This is a genomic window from Ramlibacter albus (assembly GCF_014297445.1).
Taxonomy (GTDB): Bacteria; Pseudomonadota; Gammaproteobacteria; order Burkholderiales; family Burkholderiaceae_C; genus Ramlibacter; species Ramlibacter albus.
Window position 1 is genome coordinate 488,391 of record NZ_JACORU010000002.1, and the last position, 16,963, is coordinate 505,353.

Genomic DNA, 16,963 nt, shown 5'->3' on the forward strand with positions numbered 1-16,963 from the left:
CGTCGTCCGACCTTACACCACGCGGCGTTTGCTGCTTCAGCGAAACGCCGCGGCACGGTCTTCGGCGGCGCCGGGTGCGACGACGGCGCCTGACACGAGGTGCACCTTCGCCTCCTCCTGCATCGCGCGCGACAGCGAGAGCGCGCGCACCGAAGGCATCGCCTGCAAGGGCGTGCCGCCCGCGGTCCATTCGACCAGCGAGCCGTCGTTCTTCAGCAGCAGGAAGCCGTTCGCGCTGGCGCCGATCTGCCGCACGCCGCTTACGTCGGCCACGCGCGTGGGCCGCAGCGACGGCGCCTCGGTGCCGCGGCCGAAGATGCGCGATTCGTCGGTGCCCCACACGGAAACCGTGCCGTCGCGGTGCAGCGCCATCACGGACATGCGGTAGTAGGCGATGTCCACCACGTTGCTCAGCGACGCGATCTGCGCGGGCCGGGCCACGCGCGGCGCCTCGATGCGCTGGATGGTGCCCACCTGCCCCGCCCCGCTGAAGAAGCGCGTGCCGTTGGCCAGCACACCGTCGTAGCCGAGCCCCCAGCCGAAGACGTTGCCGTCATGGTCGATAGCCACGTAGCTGTCTGCGCCCACGGCACGCACACGCGCGATGTTCGAAAGCTCCGGCATTCGCGTGAGCGTGGTGGGGATCGACGTGCGCCAGTCGTCCGTGGGCGTGCGGCGGTTGGCGCGGCCGAAGTCCCACACCGAGCCGTCGGCCGTGCGCGCGAAGGCGTCCTGTGCATTCGCGACGGAAGTGACGTTCGTGAACCCGTCGATGCGCTGCGGGTTGTCCAGCGGCACGCCGGCCGCCACGCCGGGAAACTGGCCGGCGGTGACGAGGTCGCCGAGGACGTGCACCGAGCCGTCGGCCTTCACTGCCAGCGTCCACGCGCCGAGGCCCTGCAGCGCGGTCACGTCGGTCATCACGCCGCGCAGCAGGCCGGGCTGGCGCGCCGTGGAGCACACGGGGTGCTCGGTGACGCCGCTCGTGATGTCGGTCAGCGGCACCTTGCGCCGCACGATGCGCACCTCGCCGTTCGCCATCAGGCCTACACGATCCACGAAGCCGCACGCGGAGATCGCATTGGAGGTTTCATCCACCAGCGTGAGCGGGGTGTCCGCGGTGCCGAAGCGCCCGGCCACCGCACCGAGCCCCGCGAGCACGTGCACGGGCAGGCGCGCGAGCTCGTAGCTGCCCGCGCCGGTCGCTGTGCGCTGGCCCGTGCTGGTGAGGCCGTCGATGCGGCCGTCGGCGATGTCGCGCGCGAGTTCGGCGGCGAACGCCAGCGCAGGCGTGGCCAGCGACGAGTTGAACGCAGCGGCCTGGCGCGCCAGCCCGCCGTTCACGCGCGCGGCAGCGGCGTAGCGGCCCGCGCCGAGAACGGTTGCCGTGCTGGATGCGTCCACTTGCACCGGCAGCGAGTTCACCGACGCCAGCGCGTTGGGTGTCGCGAGGAGCGCGTTGACGAGGCCGAGCACGGTGCGATTGGCGTCCCGCACCTGCGCGGCACTCGTGCCACCCAGGCTCCCGAGCGCGTAGCGGTACGCCGCCTCCGACAGCGCGGAGATGCCGACGTGCTCTTCCCACACGTCCACCATCGCGTTGAGCGCGGTGCCCGCGGGGAAGTCCACCAGCGCGGCGCGGCCCGCGTCGTAGTAACGCGCACCGGCGCGGCCTTCCAGCTTCAGCAGGAAGGGCCCCGTGAGGGTGCACGTCTTCACCGTCGCGAGGCCGGTCGAAGTGTCGGTCGTGCCCTGCGCGACGAGCCTGCCGGTCGACAGGTCGGTGATGCTCAGGCTGCCGCCCAGCACCTTGCCGAAGCCGCCGCCCGCCGCCGCGCCTTCGGCGGACGCGGCGAGCGTTTCGAAATTGCCGCGGAAACCCGTGGTCACCGAGGGCGTGCAGGTCGCGACCGCTACCCGCGCCGCATCCACCTGCGCATTGAACGCGCGCGCCGCGGCGCCCCACGTAGGGTCGTTCACCAGCCCCGGCAGCAGGTTGACGAGGTTGTTGGCGATGACGCCGCGCGCCATGTTGCCGTACGCGGCGAAGTACTGCGTCAGGGCCGTCTGCAGGATCGCGAGGGAGTTCGCGTTGACGGTCTGCGAGGTCACGCCCATGTGCGCGAGCACGACGGACGCGAGTTCGGCGTCGCCCATGTGGCCGATGCCGGTGAAGTAGCTCGTGGCCAGCGCTTCGGCGGTGGGCGCGGTGATCTCTTCCCACTCGGCCGCTGTCGGCGCGCGCCCGAAGAACGCCTGGTAAACGCGCAGCAAGCCCGTGGTTAGGTCGGCGCTGCGCAGCGCCTGCGGCGCGGGGCGCGCAGCCGCAACCGGTGCGATCGGCGCGGCCACTTCGCTGCCGCCGCCACAAGCCGAGAGGGCGAGGACACAAGCCAGTACTGCAAGCCGTTTCATCGCACGAGCCTCGTCAGGTCGTCGGACGGGTTGGCGACGTTCACGAGCCGGCCGTCCGTGGTGTAGACATAGTTGCTGTTGAACAGGTGGATCGACAGCGAACGCGTGGCGCCCAGCCGCGGGAACTCGATGCGCTCGAAGCGCTGCTCGTTGAGCGCCTCGTACTGCGTCACGCCCCAGAAGACGACGCGCCCGTCGTCGCGCAGCAGGAAGAAGCCGACGCGGCTCTCGGCGGGCGAGATCGCCGTCGCCCACGGGTGGCCCCAGTTGAAGACGCCCGCGATCTGCTTGATGCCCGAGATGTCGGTCACGCGCACCGGGTCGAAGTGGAAGGCGGCCGGCCGCTGGCCGAGGCTGAAGATGCGCCACTCGTCGTAGCCCCAGTAGGTGAGCGTGCCGTCGCTGTGCAGCGCCAGCACCGTGCCGTTGGCGGTGGTGGCGATGTCGATCACGCGCGACACGTCGGTCATGCGCTGCGGCACGCTCGAGGCACGCGAGCCCGTCTCGTTGTGCGGGATCGCGGGCCCCTGCCCCCACACGTACACGTTGCCCTGCGAGTCGATCGCGAAGCGCGCGCCGTACGCCGACCTCACCTTGACGATGTTCGAGAGCCCGGCCACCGCGACCGGCGCGCGGTTGTCCGAGGGGATCTCCAGCACCTCGCCGGACGCGGTGCGGGCGTACATCGTGGGCCACACGTCGGAGGCCGCGATGGACGTGACGTTGCGCAGCCCCTGCACCTGCACCGGCCGCTCGTAGTAGCCGGCCGCCAGCGTGCCGATGGTGCGGCCGTTGGTGTAGCCCCAGAACCAGACGTCGCCGTTCTTCTTGATGGCCAGGATGCCCGCATACGCCTCGACGATGCCGACCACGTCCGTGACGAAGCCGGTGATCAGCTGCGCCGGCGCGTCGATGGACGCCCGCGGGCACTGCGTGTGGTTGATGGCCTCCCGGTCGCCGACGCGGTAGACGCGCAACTCGCCGGTGTTCATCAGCGCGGCGAGCTGGCGGTAGCAGTTGAACTGCTCGATGTGGTCCGAGATGGTGGCGCCGGCCGACGAGAGCGACGCGGTGCCGAACTGCTGCAGCATGCCGTCGACGCCGATGGTGGTCTTCACCGACACGGCGGACGTGTCGTACGCGGGCAGCTCGCGCGACGACGGCGTGCCGTCGAGCGCCTTGCCGTCGATGCGGCCATCGGTCATGTCGCGCGCGAGCTGGTCGGTGAGCGTGAGCGCGGGCGCCGCCGCGACCGAGTTGAAGGCGGTGGCTTGCCGGATCAGGCCGCCGTTCACCTTGGCGGAGGCCGCGTAGCGCGACGTGCGCAGCGCCGTGGAGCCGCTCGCGCCATCGATCGGCGTGGGCAGCGATTTCGCGGACGTCAACGCCACGTCGGTGTTGAGGTACGAATTGACCTGCGACGCGACGACGGCGTTGGCGGCGACGACCTGCTCGCGCGTAAGGCCCACGAGGCTGCCCGCGGCGCGCAAGGCTTCGGTGCCGCCGCGGATCGCAGCCGCGTTGCCGCGGTAGTTGTTGAGCGCGTAGCGGTACGCGGCCTCGGTGAGCGGCGACACGCCGACGTGCTCGTCCCACCGGTCCACCAGCGCGTGCAGCGCGGTGCCCGCCGGGAAGTCGAGCAAGGCGTTCTTGCCTTCGTCGAAGTAGCGCGCGCCGGCCGCGCCTTCCAGCGTGAGCAGGAACGGCCCGGCGAGGCTGCAGGTGCGGATGGTCACCAGGCCCGTTGCTGCGTCGGTGGTGCCCTGCCCGACAGTTGCGCCGGTGGAGAGGTCCACCACCGACATCACGCCGCCCAGCACCTTGCCGAGGCCCCCACCTGCCGCGGCACCGCCGCCCGAGCCGCCGCCGCCGTCGCCGCCCGCGGAAGCGGCGACGACTTCGATGTCACCCGCGAAACCCTGGGCTACGGAGGGCGTGCACCCGCTGGAGTTGCTCGTCGACGCGCCCACGAGTTGCCGCACGCCGTCGATGGTGGTGTTGAAGCCGCGCGCGGCCGCGCCCCAGGTTGCGTCGTTCACCAGCCCGGCCAGCAGGCCGACGAGGTTGTCCACGATGACGCCGCGCGCCATGTTGCCGTAGGCCGCGAAGTACTGCGTGAGCGCGGTGCGCAAGACCGCCAGCGATGCGGCGTTGACGACCTGGTCGGTCACGCCCATGTGGCGCAGCACGGCGTCGGTGAGGTCGGCATCGCTCATGCTGCCGATGCCCGTGAAGAGGCTGGTGGCCAGCGTCTGCGAACTGGCCGGGAACGCGAGGAATTCGTCGCGCGTCGGCGCGCGGCCGTAGAACGCCTGGAACACGCGCAGGGCCGCCGTGGTCGGGTCGGCCGCCTGCTGGGCAAGCGGCACCGGCCTTGCCTGTGCGCCCGGCGGTTCGGGTGCGGCCTCCCGGTTGCCGCCGCCGCAGCCCCCCACGACGATCGCGGCTGCGGCAAGAATCACGCGAAACTGCATCGCTGTTCTCCTCCGTCAGGCCGCTTGTACCAGCTTAAGCCGTGGCAGCCAAGGCGGCACAGCCCTAGTTCAATGTGATGAGGTCGAGCGCATTGGCGATGGCGGCGTGCCCAGCTGCGTTGGGATGCAGGTGGTCGCCGCTGTCGAACGCGGGGCGAAGCCACAGCGGGTCCGCCGGGTCGCGCAGCAGCAGGTCCCAGTCCAGCACGCCGTCCGCGCCCGCCGTGTTGGCACGGATGAAGGCGTTGACGGCCTGGCGTTCGGCCTCGCCGTTGTAGGGCGCCGCGTCGGTGTAGTACGCGCAGCCGCGGTAAGGCAAAAGCGTTGCAACGTAGACCTTCAGACCCTGCGCCTTCGCGGCCTGGACCGCCGTGCGGATCGCGGCCGTGATTTGCTGCGCGGTGACGAGCTGGGCGGCGTCACCGAGCACACGGCTGTAACTCCAGCCGTTGCCGATGTCGTTGATGCCAAGGTGGATGACGACGTGCGTCACGCCGCGTACCTGCAGCACGTCGCGTGCGAAGCGTGAGGCGCCGGCGGGGCCGAGCGCGCCGAGCACCCAGCGGTTGCCGGCAATGCCGGCATTGAGCACCGCGGTGTCGCGGCCGGCCTGCGCGAGGCGCAGGCGCAGCTGGTCGGTCCAGCGCTGCTGCGAGTCGAGCGCGGTGCCGAAGCCTTCGGTGATGGAGTCGCCGAACGCCACGACGACGCGCGGCGTCGCGCTGCGCAGCACTTCGATGCGCGGCATGAAGAACGCGGAGGCCAGCGGCTGCGCGCCGGTGAGCGTGCCCGCGCCAGCCTGGTCGCCGGCGGCGAGGTAGTTGGTGCGATCGGAATAGCGGTGGGCCGTGCGGCCGGTCGCGCGGGGCAGGTAGAGGCTGACCGACACGTCGGTGCCGTTCTCGACGCGCAAGGCGACGGCGTCGCTCGTGGCTTCGGCGCCCGGCGCGATCGTCACCGAAGCCTGGCCGTTGAACAGCACGGCCGTGTCGCTCGATGCGTCGACGGCGCCCGCGGCCAAGGCGCGCGCCACGCGCACCTTCGGGACCACGAGCGCCTCGGTGCCGTACTGGTTCGAAAGCGTGATGCGCAGCGCGTCGCCGGAGACTGCCATGCGCGCCACCTGCCGCAGGGTCTGCGCCTGGAACTCCTGCAGCGCGGGCACGAGCGCGGGCACGCCACCGGGCTCGGTCATGTCGGACTGCGGCGCAAGCCACGCCGCCACCTGCACCGATGGCGAAGCCGCGCTAGGAGGCGGTGCGGTGGCTGTATCACCACCTCCGCCACCGCCACCACCACATGCCGAGGCCAACACGGCGAGCGCTGCGATGCACCACGCGCGGACGCGAACCGAAACGGACATCCGGCCAGCATAGCGGCATACTGGCCGCATGATCCAGCAGTTCCGGATGTTCGCCGCGGCGCTCGCGCTCGCATGGCTCTCGGCGTGCGGCGGCGGAGGCGGCAGCGGCGGCGGTGCCCACGCCACCGCTTCAACGCGGCCGCTCGCGCAGGCGCAGCGCAGCGCGGAAACCGCCACCGGCCAGATGCGCGTGTACCAGGCCTTCTTCGGCCGCGCGCCGACCGCCGCGGAATGGGCACAGATCACCGCGCCCACGGCCGAAGCGCTCGCCACGAGCTACTTCACCGGCATCCCCCAGATGGGCGATGCGGAGCTGTCGGCCGCGGTGCTGTCGCACATGAACGTGAATTCACAGACCGTGAACGCAGCGTCGCTGGCGGTCCTGCAGGCGGCGCTCACGCAGTACTTCGCGGCGTACGGCAACATGGCGCGCGGCGTGATCGCGAACAACCTGGCCAACCTGCTCGCCGGTCTGACGAACGACGCCACGTGGGGCACCGCGGCGCGTGCGTTCAACGCGCAGGTCGCCGCCGCCTGCACGTCGCTGTCGGCATGCAGCGGCAGCGGCGCGCAGAAGGTGGGCGAAATCTTCAGCAGCGGCTCGGAGCTGGCGACGTCGGAGCTGCGCATCACCTTCGGCTACGCGGGCAACCTGCCCACCTCGCGCGCGATCCAGGCCGCGGGCAAGCAGAACATCCTCGACATGCTGTTCATGGGCCATGGCCCCGCCGCCGGCGACAAGCTGGCGGGCCGCCTCGCGCCGGACGTGGAGCAGCAGCTGGCCGCCTACGTCAGCGCGAACCAGGCCTTGCTGGTGCCGGGCGTGCGCGTGCTGGTTGCGGACGAAGTGTTCTGGAACCCGGCCGACACGCGCGACACCGACGCGGTGCTGCGCCCGCAGCTCGAGGCGCTGCGCACGGCCGTCGCGCTCGTGCGCCGCTACCTGCCCAACGCGATGATCGGCGCGACGCTGAGCCCCTATGCCACCTTCGGGCGGCCCAACACCGTTGCGTACATGCGCGAGGTGATCCCGCTGCTGGATTGGGTCGGCACCGACCCGTACTGGTTCGGCGACCCGGGCAACGTGCAGGCACTCAACGACTGGACGGCAGGATTCGTCGCGATGGCCAAGGCGGCGAACCCGCGCGTGGAGACGTGGTACATCGCGCAGGCCTTCCGCTTCCCCAACTGGGACCTCGCGACTTACCGCGCCTTCACCGCGCGGCAGCTCGAGCTGTCGCTCGCGTTCGACGGCGTGCTCATCTTCGGTTGGCAGTTCGTCTCGGAGATCGACCCGTCGACCGCGGGCAAGTTCTTCGACGCGGAGACGCGGCGGCTCTACGCGCGTTTCCTGCTGTCGCCCTGACGCGCCGCGGCGCGCATCAGCAGCAGCGCCACCAGCCCCGGCACCGACCACGCGAACAGCACGAGCCCAAGGTCCACCTGGCCCGGCCCCGGGATCAGGCCCACGGTGTAGCCGCCCACCGCACCCCCGAGCTGCTGCAGCACGCCCGCCATCGCGGCGGCGGAGCCGGCAACCGCGGGCACGAGGCCCACCGTACCGGACAGCGTGGGCGGCACGAGCAGCCCGTGGCCGATGCCCAGGATGATGAAGGGCAGCGAGAACGCCAGCGCACTGTCCGGCACCAGCACCCCGAGCGCGAGCACGATGACGAGCCCCGCCATCGTGATGAGCTGGCCCGCCAGCATGATCCAGTACTCGCTGTGCGTGCGGATCAAGCGCGTCGTCACGATGTTGCCCACGATGTACGCGATGGGCGGGCCCATGATGTACCAGCCCAGCCGGTCCGGCGTGACGCCGTAGCCGCGCAGCACGAGCGGCGCGCCGCCGAGGAAGGCATAGAAAGTGCCCGTCGTGCCCGCGAGCAGCATGGCATACCAGATGAAGGAGGGCTCGCGCGCGAGTGCCGCGTAGCCCGCGGCGTAGTCGCGCAAGCGGCCCGCATGCGGCGCCTCGTGCACGCGCGGCGGCAGGCGCCACGCGGCGGCCAGCAGCAGCACGCCGATGAGCGCGAGCACCACGAACACGGCCTGCCAGCCCACGCGCACGTGCAGCTGCCCGCCCAGCAGCGTGGCCGTCGGCGGGACGAACCCCATGGTCATGCCCACCAGCGCCATGACGCGCGTGCGTTCGCGGCCCTCGAAGAAGTCGTGCACCAGCGCGCGGCCCATCACCATGCTCGCGCCGCAGCCGGCGCCCTGCACCAGCCGCCCGGCGATCAACATAGGCAGGTTCTGCGCGAACGCAGCAATCGCCACGCCCACCAGGCCGAGCAGCAGGCCGAAGACCAGCACGGGCTTGCGGCCGATGCGGTCCGACAGCGGCCCGTACAGCAACTGCATGCCGCCGTAGGTGACCGCAAAGCCGCTGAAGGTGAGCTGCACCGCGGCCTGGCTGGCGCCGAACTGCGCGGGCCAGTCCTGCATCGAGGGGAAGCAGATGGTCATCGACAGCAGCCCGAAGGCCAGCTGCGCGACGACGTTCGCGGTGAGCCAGCCGCGCCGTTCAGCCATGCGCGCCCTGCACCGCGGCCTTCAGCGCGAGCACGGCACAGTCGGGGCTGGTGAACACGGGCGGGGCCACCTTGGCCTGCACCTGCTGCACGGCGTCGGCCATGGAGAACTGCGCGAGCATGATCGCATCGCAGCCGTTCAGCTTCGTCGCCGCTTCGGCGACCTTGCGGTGATGGTCCGCCGTGCGGCCCTGCGCGAGGTCGTGCATGGCTTCGGGCACGAACGCGCTTTGCAGGTCCACCTCGATGCCGCGCTGCTTGGCCATCGCATGCAGCTCTTCGGACATGCTGCCGATGGAAGCCTGGAAGGTGGCGACGAGGCCCAGCCTCACCGTGCGGCCGTCGCTGGACCTCGCGAGGGCCTGCTCGAACATCGCTTCGTTCGGCTTGAGCGTCGGCAGCCCGCAGGCCTTGCCCGCGGCTTCGATCGCGGGGCCGAACGCGGAGCACGTGAAGAGGATGCCGTCGCAGCCCGTGCCCGCCACGTACCTTGCGAGGTCGATGAAGCGCTGCGTCATCGCGGGCGTGAGCGCGCCGGCATCGGCGCGGTCGACCGACAAGCTGTCGTCCAGCAAATTCATGCGCCGCGCCTGCGGCCAGTGGCGCTCGAACGCGCTCTGGATGGGGGCCATCGACAGCGGCGTGGCGTGGATGAGGGCGATGCGTGCGGGCATCGAAGTAGTATGCCAACTTCGAAGGAGACGAGACGCATGAAGAAGTACTGCACGCTGCTGCTGGCGGCGGCGCTGGCCGGGTGCGCGAGCACCGGTTCCGTGATGGGCGAGCGGCCCGCCTACCTCACCGCGACCACCGAGGACGTGCCCAACGCAGCGGCGCTCACGAACCGCATCTACGTGCCGGGCCTTGCGGACACGTACGTGCCGCAAGGGCTGGCCAGCAGCGGGCCGCACCTGTTCGTCAGCAGCTACAAGCCGACGCCCGAGCTGAAGTCCAACACCGGGCCGTGCCGCGTGTTCCGCGTCGAGAAAGCCACGGGGCGCCTGCAGGGCCACTTCGACATCCCGCCGGGCACGTGCACGCACGCGGGCGGCCTGGCCTACGCGGGCAACGGCAAGCTGTTCCTCTCCGACACCTTCCAGCTGTTCCTGGTGGACATCGACAAGGCGCTGGCCACCGGCACGTCGGCGGGTGCGCAGAAGGCCGTGAAGATCGCCGGCCTCCTGCGCGGCTCCTACGCCACGTTCGACGGCAAGGACGTGTGGATCGGCACGTGGACGAAGGAGCAGCCCAAGGCGCTGATGTTCCGCTTCGACTCGCGCTTCTTCGACACCTACGACGGCCAGACCGTGCGCGAGGACCGCGCCGCGGAGTCGATCCCGGTGCCGCTCGAGGCGCAGGGCGCCGCGTTCGACAAGGCGGGCAACCTGTGGGTGTCGGCCAGCAATTCGCAGTGGGGCAAGCTGTACCGGCTCAACCGCCAGGGCGTGGTGCAGGCCAGCTGGGACATGCCGGCGGGCCTGGAGGACCTCACGGTCGACGACGAAGGCCAGCTGTGGGGCCTGTCGGAGTCGGGCACGCAGAAGTACATCGGCTGGGCCACCAAATTCCCGTACATCTTTCGGATCGAGACGGGCCGCCTGCGCTGAATCGCCCTACACCGCGCCTGCGAAACCAGCGCCATCATGAAGCACGATTCACAGGAGACAACATGAGCGGATGGCACGTCGTCGGCTGGAAGCTCGACCGCGCGCAACGCGACGAGCTGCTCGGCCGCTTCCGGCCGAAGTATGACAATGCGGTGGCGGACCACGTGACGCTGAAGGCGGGCGTGGACTCGAAGACGCCCAAGCCCGGCGCGAAGCAGGGCGAGATCGTCGGCCGCGCCGACGACGGCAAGGGCGTGGAGGCGATGGTGGTGCGCATCGACGGCAGCACGGACCGCCCGGGCGGCGGCACGTACCACATCACATGGTCGCTCGCGGAAGGCCGCAAGGCCAAGGAAAGCAACGACGTGATCGCGGCGCGCGGGTGGGAGGCGATCGACCCGCCGGTGCCGGTCCAACTGGAAGGGGCGATGTTCTGATGGGTGCGGCAACGAAGCGGCAGCTTTACCTGGACTGCGACGGCGTGCTCGCCGATTTCGACGCGGGGGCCACGCAGATCCTCGGCATGGGCGCGAAGGACTTCCAGGACAAGTACGGCGCGGGGCGCTTCTGGGCGAAGCTCGCCAGGCACCCGGACTTCTACGGCACCCTGCCCCTGATGCCCGGCGCGATGAAGCTCTTCGGCGCGGTGCGCCACCTCGACCCGATCATCCTCACCGGCCTGCCGCGCGGCAACTGGGCGGCGCAGCAGAAGGTGCGCTGGGCGGCGCAGCACTTCCCGGGCACGCGCATCATCACCGTGATGGCGGTGGACAAGCGCAAGCACGCGAAGGAAGGCGACGTGCTGGTGGACGACATGCTCAAGCACGCGCACCTGTGGCAGGAGGTGGGCGGCATCTTCGTGCACCACCGCACGGTGGAGACGACGCTGGAGGAACTGCGGAACTGGTTCGAGCTGGTGGTGGCCTGATCAGGCCGCGAGCCCGTCGGCCTGCAGCATGCCCGAGGGCCGCGCGAGCGAGGTGATGGACTCCCACATCCGGCTGCCGTGGTGCGCCACGTCGGAGAGCTCCTGCCACAGCTCCTGCGCGGTGAGGCCCTGCACGAGCCGCACCTTCATCGTGATGACCGCGTCGTCGGTTTCGGGCATGAGGCTGAACACGCACTCGCCGCCGTAGCCGCTGACGTAATTGGCCTCCAGCAGCGCGCGGGCCACGAGGTCGGTCTCCTGCGGCGGCAACGCGCCCAGCAGCAGGCGCACCTGCAAAAGCTCCGCGTCGTAAGCGGGGTCGTGCTCCAGCACCACCGGGACTTCGCCCACGCGGACGCGGCCATGTTCCAGCAGGCCCGTGGTGTCCGCCATGCCGGCGAGCTGCGCAAGCTCCTGCAGGAGCACCTTGAACTGGTCGGATGTCATGTCTTCTCCTTGCCAACGCGAGTTCGTGGCAAGGCGGCCGGCATGGTTCCAGTCAGCGCCGGGCCACCCCCGCCAGGTGCATGCCGCTGTCCAGCAGCAACAGCTCGCCCGTCACCGTGCGCGCGCCAACGAGGTAGACGATGGCGTCGGCCACGTCCTCGGGCGAGCACGCGTTGTGCAGCGGCACACCGGCTTCGTACGCCTCGCGGCCCTTCTGCGCCGCCTCCGCGCCGACGCCCTGCACGAACCAGCGCGACGTGATGAGGCCGGGGCAGACCGCGTTGACGCGCACGTCGGGTGCGAGCGTCTTCGCCATGTTGAGCGTCATCGAGTTCACCGCGCCCTTGGAGGCGATGTAGGGCATCGACGAGCCGACGCCGAGCGCGCCGGCCACCGATGACACGTTGACGACGCAGCCTTTGGCCGCCTTCAGCTGCGCGAGGCAGGCGCGCACCATCTGGAAGGTGCCGAGCGTATTGACGGCGAGGATCTTCTGGAACGCCTGCGCGTCGAGCGCGTCCCACTCCGCGTCCTTGCCGAACACCGACATGCCGGCGTTGTTCACGAGCGCGTCGATGCGGCCCCAGCGGTCGACGGCCGCCTGCGCGAGCGCGCGGCAGTCGGCGTCCTGCGAGACGTCGCCCTGCTGCACGACCACGTCGGCGCCGGCTTCGCGGCACGCGGCCGCGCTCTCCTGCGCTTCGGCGGCGCTGCGCGAGTAGTTGACGACGATGTTCCAGCCCTTGCGGGCGAGCTGCAGCGCGGTGGCCGCGCCGACGCCGGTGCCGGCGCCCGTGATGAGTGCGACTTGCTTCATGGGCCCGAGTCTGCGTCATTCCCGCGCAGGCGGGAATCCAAGGCTTCCCTTGGTTACGATGCGCCCCATGCTCCCCGACCTGCTTGCGACCCGCAAGGGCCGGCTCACTGCCTTCTTCGCGCTGTACATCACCGAGGGCATCCCCCTCGGCTTCGCCGCGACCGCCATCGCCACGCAGCTGCGGCGGCAAGGCGTGGGGCCGGCGGAGATCGGGGCGTTCGTCGCTTCGTTCTACCTGCCGTGGGCGTTCAAGTGGGCGGTCGGACCCTTCATCGACGTCTACCGCTCCAAGCGCTGGGGGCACCGGCGCGGCTGGATCCTCTTCACGCAGGTGATGATGGTGGTGACGCTGCTCGCGCTCATCCCCATCCCGCTGCCCTCGCAGCTGGGCTTGTTCACGGTCATCCTGTTCATCCACAACAGCTTCGGCGCGATGCAGGACGTGGCGATCGATTCGCTGGCCGTCAACACGCTCGGCGAGGACGAACGTGGGTTGGCGAACGGGTTGATGTTCGCGGGTGCCGGCGTCGGCCAGGCGCTGGGCGGCAGCGGCGTGTTGTTCCTGCTGGACTGGGTGCCGTTCCAGACCACTTTCGTTTTCGTGGCCTTGGCGATTTCGCTGGTGACGGGTGCCATCGTGCTGCCGATGAAGGAGGCCGCGGCGCAGGCGCTGGAGGTCGCGCCGGGCGAGAGCCGGTGGCGAGCGGCCGCGAAGGAGATGCGAAGCTTCGCGGTGGAGTCGTTCCGCTCGTTCATCGGGACGCGCGGTGCGTTCTACGCGCTCTTCTTCGCGCTGCTGCCGGCCGGGGCGATGTCACTCGGGCTCGCGCTGCAGTCGAACCTGGCCGTCGAGATCGGCATGAAGGACGACGAGGTCGGCGCGCTCGCCTTGTGGACGGGGCTGGTGTCGTCCGTGGCGATGGTCATCGGCGGCTGGCTCTCGGACAAGTGGGGGCGGCGCCGCACGCTGGCCGTGTACATGCTCGGCATGAGCTTCCCGGTGCTGTACCTGATGTGGATCTTGCAGCAGGCCGGCTACGTGATGCCGCGCGAGCCCGGGGGTGCGCCTTTGCCGGGCCTGATCTGGCACTTCTGGATCGCGAACTTCTGGTATTCGGTGTTCCAGGGGCTGATGTACGGCACCCGCACGGCCATCATGATGGACGTGACCAACCCGCGCGTGGCGGCGACGCAGTTCACCGCGTACATGGCGATGATGAACCTCGCGATCGCCATCGCGGCGATGTGGCAGGGAGTGGCGGTGGAAGCGTGGGGCTACCCGGTCACGCTGCTGGTCGATGCGATCACGGGGCCGTTGTGCTGCCTGCTGCTGCCGGCGATGAAGCGCGAGGTCTCGTTCTCGGATTCGCTGGCGCAGGGGCGGGCCAAGAAGATGTCGCTGGTGCTGGGCGTGTTGTGTTTGGCATGGCTGCTGTACTGGGCGAACCACGACGTTCTCGGAAAGGCGCAGCCGATCATGGGGACGTTCTTCACGCTGGTGTTCATCGGGTCGGCGCTCTTCCTGCTGGCGGCGCGGGAGGTGCTCGGCGAGGGCGCGGGTCCGTGGCGCTCCGCCGCTTTGTGGGCGGCGCCATTGCTGCTGGCGATGCATGGGCGGTATTACGTGGACAAGCTGGCGCCGGCGTTGCAGCCCGTGGCGCAGGGTCTTGTCTACGTCGTGCCGCTGCTGGGCGGGATCGTGCTGATCGCGCTTTCGCGCAGGAACTGGGCAGCAGTTTCGTAACGTCATGCCGGGCTGCGACGGTTCAACCCAGCCATCCTGCAATTCGTCGCAAGGTCGCGGCCGCGAACGGAAAGCGCCTATAGCATCCCGACCATGCACCCCAAGGACCCCGCCTCCACCACCCGCGTCACATGGGCGTACGTGGGCGGGTGCGTCCTCGCCTGGTTGCTGCACATCCTGGCCAACCTCGACACCCAGCGGGGCACCTGGTCCGCTTGGGAGGCGATCTACCAGGCAACCTGGGCGCTCTGGCCCGCGGCCCTGCTGGGCGCCCTGCTCTTCCCCTGGGTGCGCTGGCTCGACGCCCGCGCGCTGTCGCTGCCCGCGCTGGTCGCGGCGCACACCGGCGCCGCGCTGCTCTTCGGCGCGGCGTGGCAACTGCTGGACTTCGCCGGCCTGTGGCTCGCCTTCGGCCCCGAGCACGCCGGCGCCAACCTGCGCAAGGCGCTGCTGTCGCGCGAGATCGTCGGGCTGGTCGTCTATGCGGGCATCGCCATCGGCTTCACGGCCGTGCTGCAGGCCCGCCGTGCCCGCGCCGGGCTGATCGCTGCCGCGCAGGCCGAAGCGGACCTGGCGCGCGCCGAGCTCGCCGCCATCACGGGCAAGCTCAACCCGCACTTCCTGTTCAACACGCTCAACTCGGTGATCGTGCTCACGCGCAAGGACCCGCAGCGCGCGGAGCAGGCCCTGCACCAGTTCAGCGACATGCTGCGCTACGTGCTCGCGACGCAGCGCGAGGCGAAGGACCGCGTGAGCCTGCAGGACGAGCTGGACTTCGTGCGCAACTACCTCGCGCTCGAGTCGCTGCGCCTCGGCCCGCGCCTGCAGGTGGACTGGTCGCTCGACCCCGACACGCTGCAGGACGAAGTGCCACCGCTCACGCTGCAGCCGCTGGTGGAGAACGCCATCGTGCACGGCGTGGCGCCGCGCAAGCAAGGCGGCCGCGTGGGCATCGTCAGTGAGCGCGATGCCGCCGAAGGCGTGCTGCACCTGTGCGTGCAGGACGACGGCGCCGGGTGCGACCCTTCGAAGCTCGATGCAGCCGAGGGACGCAGCGGCATCGGGCTGTCCGCGCTACGCCGCCGCTTCGCGCTGGACTTCGGCGGCCGCGCGCGCATGTCGATCTCGACGGCGCCCGACGCGGGCTTCCGCGTCGACCTGTGGATTCCGCAACCCGCATGACCACAATCACCACCCTCATCGCCGAAGACGAGCCGCTCGCCGCCGAAGCGCTGGCGGACTGGGTGCACGACACCCCGTCGCTCAAGCTCGTCGCAACCTGCGCCGACGGCGAAAGCGCATTGCAGACCATCAAGGACCTCGAGCCCCAGCTCGTGCTGCTCGACATCGAGATGCCCGCCCTCAACGGCCTGCAGGTGCTGCGCGGCGTTCGCGATGCGGGCCTGAAGCCGGCCGTGATCTTCACCACCGCGTACGACGAGCACGCGCTCGCCGCCTTCGAACTGCACGCCGCCGACTACCTGCTCAAGCCCTTCTCGCGCGAACGCTTCGACGAGGCCGTGGACCACGCGCTCTCGCGCAGCGAGGCACCGCCGCTCGAAGCGCTCGAACAGGTGCGCGAGCCGCAGCGGCTCACGCGCATCCTGGTGCGCGACCGCGGGATGATCATCCCCGTCGCGGTGGACACCATCGAGCTGCTGCAGTCCGACAGCAAGTACACGTCGATCACGAGCCGCGGCCAGAGCTACCTGGTGCGCCTGCCCATCACGAGCTTCGAGCAGCAGCTGGACCCGCAGCGCTTCCTCAAGCTGCACCGAGGCTGCATCGTCAACCTGGAGTTCGTGCAGTCCATGAAACCCAACGAGTCCTCGCAGCTCGTGGTGCAGATGCGTGACGGCACGCGCATCACGGCCAGCCGCGAGGTCAGCAGGAAACTGCGGGAGCAATCGCTATGAAACGTCGCCTTCTTCTCCTCCTCGCGGCACTGTCGGCCGCAGCGGCCCACGCGCAACCGAGCCAGCAGACGCTCACGCCCGGCCCGTTCGACCGCCTGAGCATCTCGGGCAACGCGCGCGTGGACCTGACGCAGGGGCCGCGCGACGAGGTCACCATCGTGGGAGAGGACGGCGTGCGGGCGAAGGTCCAGCTGCACCTGTCGAAGAGCGGCCGCCTCGATATCTCGACGGAGGACGACTGGAAGTTCTGGAACCGCGAGCCGGTGCAGCTGCGCGTGCAGATGCGCGAGATCTCGCGCCTGACGATTTCCGGGGCGAGCGACATCGCGGCGCGCGGGCCCATCCGCGCCGACAACCTGCGCGTGGACATCTCGGGCGCGGGCGAAGTGAAGCTCGCGCAGGTCAATGCCAAGCAGCTGCGCTTCAACATCTCCGGCGCCGGCGAAGGCGTGCTCGGCGGCGGCGCGGTGGACGAGCTGCAGCTGCACATGTCCGGCAAGGGCAAGGTCACGGCCGACAAGATGAAAGCCGTGCAGGGCACCGTGGTCATCAGCGGCGTGGGCAACGCCGACGTGTGGGTGACGGACGACCTGCGTGTGGTCGTGTCCGGCGTGGGCCAGGTGAACTACTGGGGGCAGCCGAAGATCCGGCAGGAGATCTCGGCGATCGGGTCCGTGAATGCGAAGGGGAACAAGTGAAGACGGCTCGACTCGCCGCC

At 70.2% G+C, this 16,963-nt stretch carries 15 protein-coding genes; 8 read left to right on the top strand and 7 right to left on the bottom strand.

Annotated features, from left to right (window positions below; all coding sequences use genetic code 11):
* Positions 1-36: 36 nt before the first annotated feature.
* The 3 genes from H8R02_RS09040 to H8R02_RS09050 all read right to left on the bottom strand — a co-directional run bounded on the left by H8R02_RS09040 (position 37) and on the right by H8R02_RS09050 (position 6,084).
* Positions 37-2,415 carry an RCC1 domain-containing protein gene (locus H8R02_RS09040; RefSeq protein WP_187081051.1) on the bottom strand — a complete coding sequence of 793 codons (2,379 nt, stop codon included), beginning with the start codon at positions 2,413-2,415 and terminating at the stop codon, positions 37-39.
* Positions 2,412-4,889: an RCC1 domain-containing protein gene (locus tag H8R02_RS09045; RefSeq protein WP_187081052.1), complete on the bottom strand. Its 2,478-nt coding sequence runs from the start codon at positions 4,887-4,889 to the stop codon at positions 2,412-2,414. Before H8R02_RS09045 ends, H8R02_RS09040 begins: the two co-directional genes overlap by 4 nt.
* 64 nt (positions 4,890-4,953) lie before the next feature.
* Positions 4,954-6,084 (bottom strand): GDSL-type esterase/lipase family protein, encoded by a 1,131-nt coding sequence (locus tag H8R02_RS09050; protein ID WP_187081053.1) that lies wholly within the window; start codon positions 6,082-6,084, stop codon positions 4,954-4,956.
* A 196-nt stretch (positions 6,085-6,280) separates the two neighbouring features.
* Between H8R02_RS09050 and H8R02_RS09055 the strand changes: the two genes are divergently transcribed.
* Positions 6,281-7,618, top strand: a complete 1,338-nt coding sequence (locus H8R02_RS09055; RefSeq protein WP_187081054.1) for a hypothetical protein — start codon at positions 6,281-6,283, stop codon at positions 7,616-7,618.
* Here H8R02_RS09055 and H8R02_RS09060 read toward each other — a convergent pair.
* Both H8R02_RS09060 and H8R02_RS09065 read right to left on the bottom strand, forming a co-directional pair.
* Positions 7,591-8,787 (bottom strand): Bcr/CflA family efflux MFS transporter, encoded by a 1,197-nt coding sequence (locus H8R02_RS09060; RefSeq protein WP_187081055.1) that lies wholly within the window; start codon positions 8,785-8,787, stop codon positions 7,591-7,593. The two genes, H8R02_RS09055 and H8R02_RS09060, sit on opposite strands and share 28 nt — an antisense overlap.
* On the bottom strand, positions 8,780-9,460 hold the full coding sequence (locus H8R02_RS09065; protein WP_187081056.1) for an aspartate/glutamate racemase family protein: 681 nt from the start codon (positions 9,458-9,460) through the stop codon (positions 8,780-8,782). The genes H8R02_RS09060 and H8R02_RS09065 overlap by 8 nt, the downstream gene beginning before the upstream one ends.
* Before the next feature lie 36 nt (positions 9,461-9,496).
* On the opposite strand from H8R02_RS09065, the gene H8R02_RS09070 reads away from it, so the two are divergent.
* The 3 genes from H8R02_RS09070 to H8R02_RS09080 all read left to right on the top strand — a co-directional run bounded on the left by H8R02_RS09070 (position 9,497) and on the right by H8R02_RS09080 (position 11,321).
* Positions 9,497-10,393, top strand: a complete 897-nt coding sequence (locus H8R02_RS09070) for an NHL repeat-containing protein (RefSeq protein WP_187081057.1) — start codon at positions 9,497-9,499, stop codon at positions 10,391-10,393.
* Between the two features lie 62 nt (positions 10,394-10,455).
* Positions 10,456-10,830 carry a hypothetical protein gene (locus H8R02_RS09075; RefSeq protein ID WP_187081058.1) on the top strand — a complete coding sequence of 125 codons (375 nt, stop codon included), beginning with the start codon at positions 10,456-10,458 and terminating at the stop codon, positions 10,828-10,830.
* Positions 10,830-11,321 carry a 5' nucleotidase, NT5C type gene (locus H8R02_RS09080; RefSeq protein WP_187081059.1) on the top strand — a complete coding sequence of 164 codons (492 nt, stop codon included), beginning with the start codon at positions 10,830-10,832 and terminating at the stop codon, positions 11,319-11,321. Before H8R02_RS09075 ends, H8R02_RS09080 begins: the two co-directional genes overlap by 1 nt.
* On the opposite strand, the gene H8R02_RS09085 is transcribed toward H8R02_RS09080, so the two are convergent.
* The gene (locus H8R02_RS09085; RefSeq protein WP_187081060.1) at positions 11,322-11,768 is read right to left on the bottom strand and encodes a type III secretion system chaperone family protein; all 447 of its coding nucleotides are present in this window, start codon (positions 11,766-11,768) and stop codon (positions 11,322-11,324) included. It lies immediately after the preceding gene.
* 52 nt (positions 11,769-11,820) lie between these two features.
* Positions 11,821-12,585 carry an SDR family NAD(P)-dependent oxidoreductase gene (locus tag H8R02_RS09090; RefSeq protein ID WP_187081061.1) on the bottom strand — a complete coding sequence of 255 codons (765 nt, stop codon included), beginning with the start codon at positions 12,583-12,585 and terminating at the stop codon, positions 11,821-11,823.
* 67 nt (positions 12,586-12,652) lie between these two features.
* Between H8R02_RS09090 and H8R02_RS09095 the strand changes: the two genes are divergently transcribed.
* The 4 genes from H8R02_RS09095 (at position 12,653) to H8R02_RS09110 (ending at position 16,943) form a co-directional block, all read left to right on the top strand.
* Positions 12,653-14,329: an MFS transporter gene (locus H8R02_RS09095; protein WP_187081062.1), complete on the top strand. Its 1,677-nt coding sequence runs from the start codon at positions 12,653-12,655 to the stop codon at positions 14,327-14,329.
* A 93-nt stretch (positions 14,330-14,422) separates the two neighbouring features.
* The gene (locus H8R02_RS09100; RefSeq protein ID WP_187081063.1) at positions 14,423-15,511 is read left to right on the top strand and encodes a sensor histidine kinase; all 1,089 of its coding nucleotides are present in this window, start codon (positions 14,423-14,425) and stop codon (positions 15,509-15,511) included.
* Entirely contained in the window at positions 15,508-16,245 is a 738-nt protein-coding gene (locus tag H8R02_RS09105) for a LytR/AlgR family response regulator transcription factor (protein WP_187081064.1), read from the top strand. The genes H8R02_RS09100 and H8R02_RS09105 overlap by 4 nt, the downstream gene beginning before the upstream one ends.
* Positions 16,242-16,943 carry a head GIN domain-containing protein gene (locus H8R02_RS09110; RefSeq protein ID WP_187081065.1) on the top strand — a complete coding sequence of 234 codons (702 nt, stop codon included), beginning with the start codon at positions 16,242-16,244 and terminating at the stop codon, positions 16,941-16,943. The genes H8R02_RS09105 and H8R02_RS09110 overlap by 4 nt, the downstream gene beginning before the upstream one ends.
* The last annotated feature ends 20 nt before the right edge of the window (positions 16,944-16,963 follow it).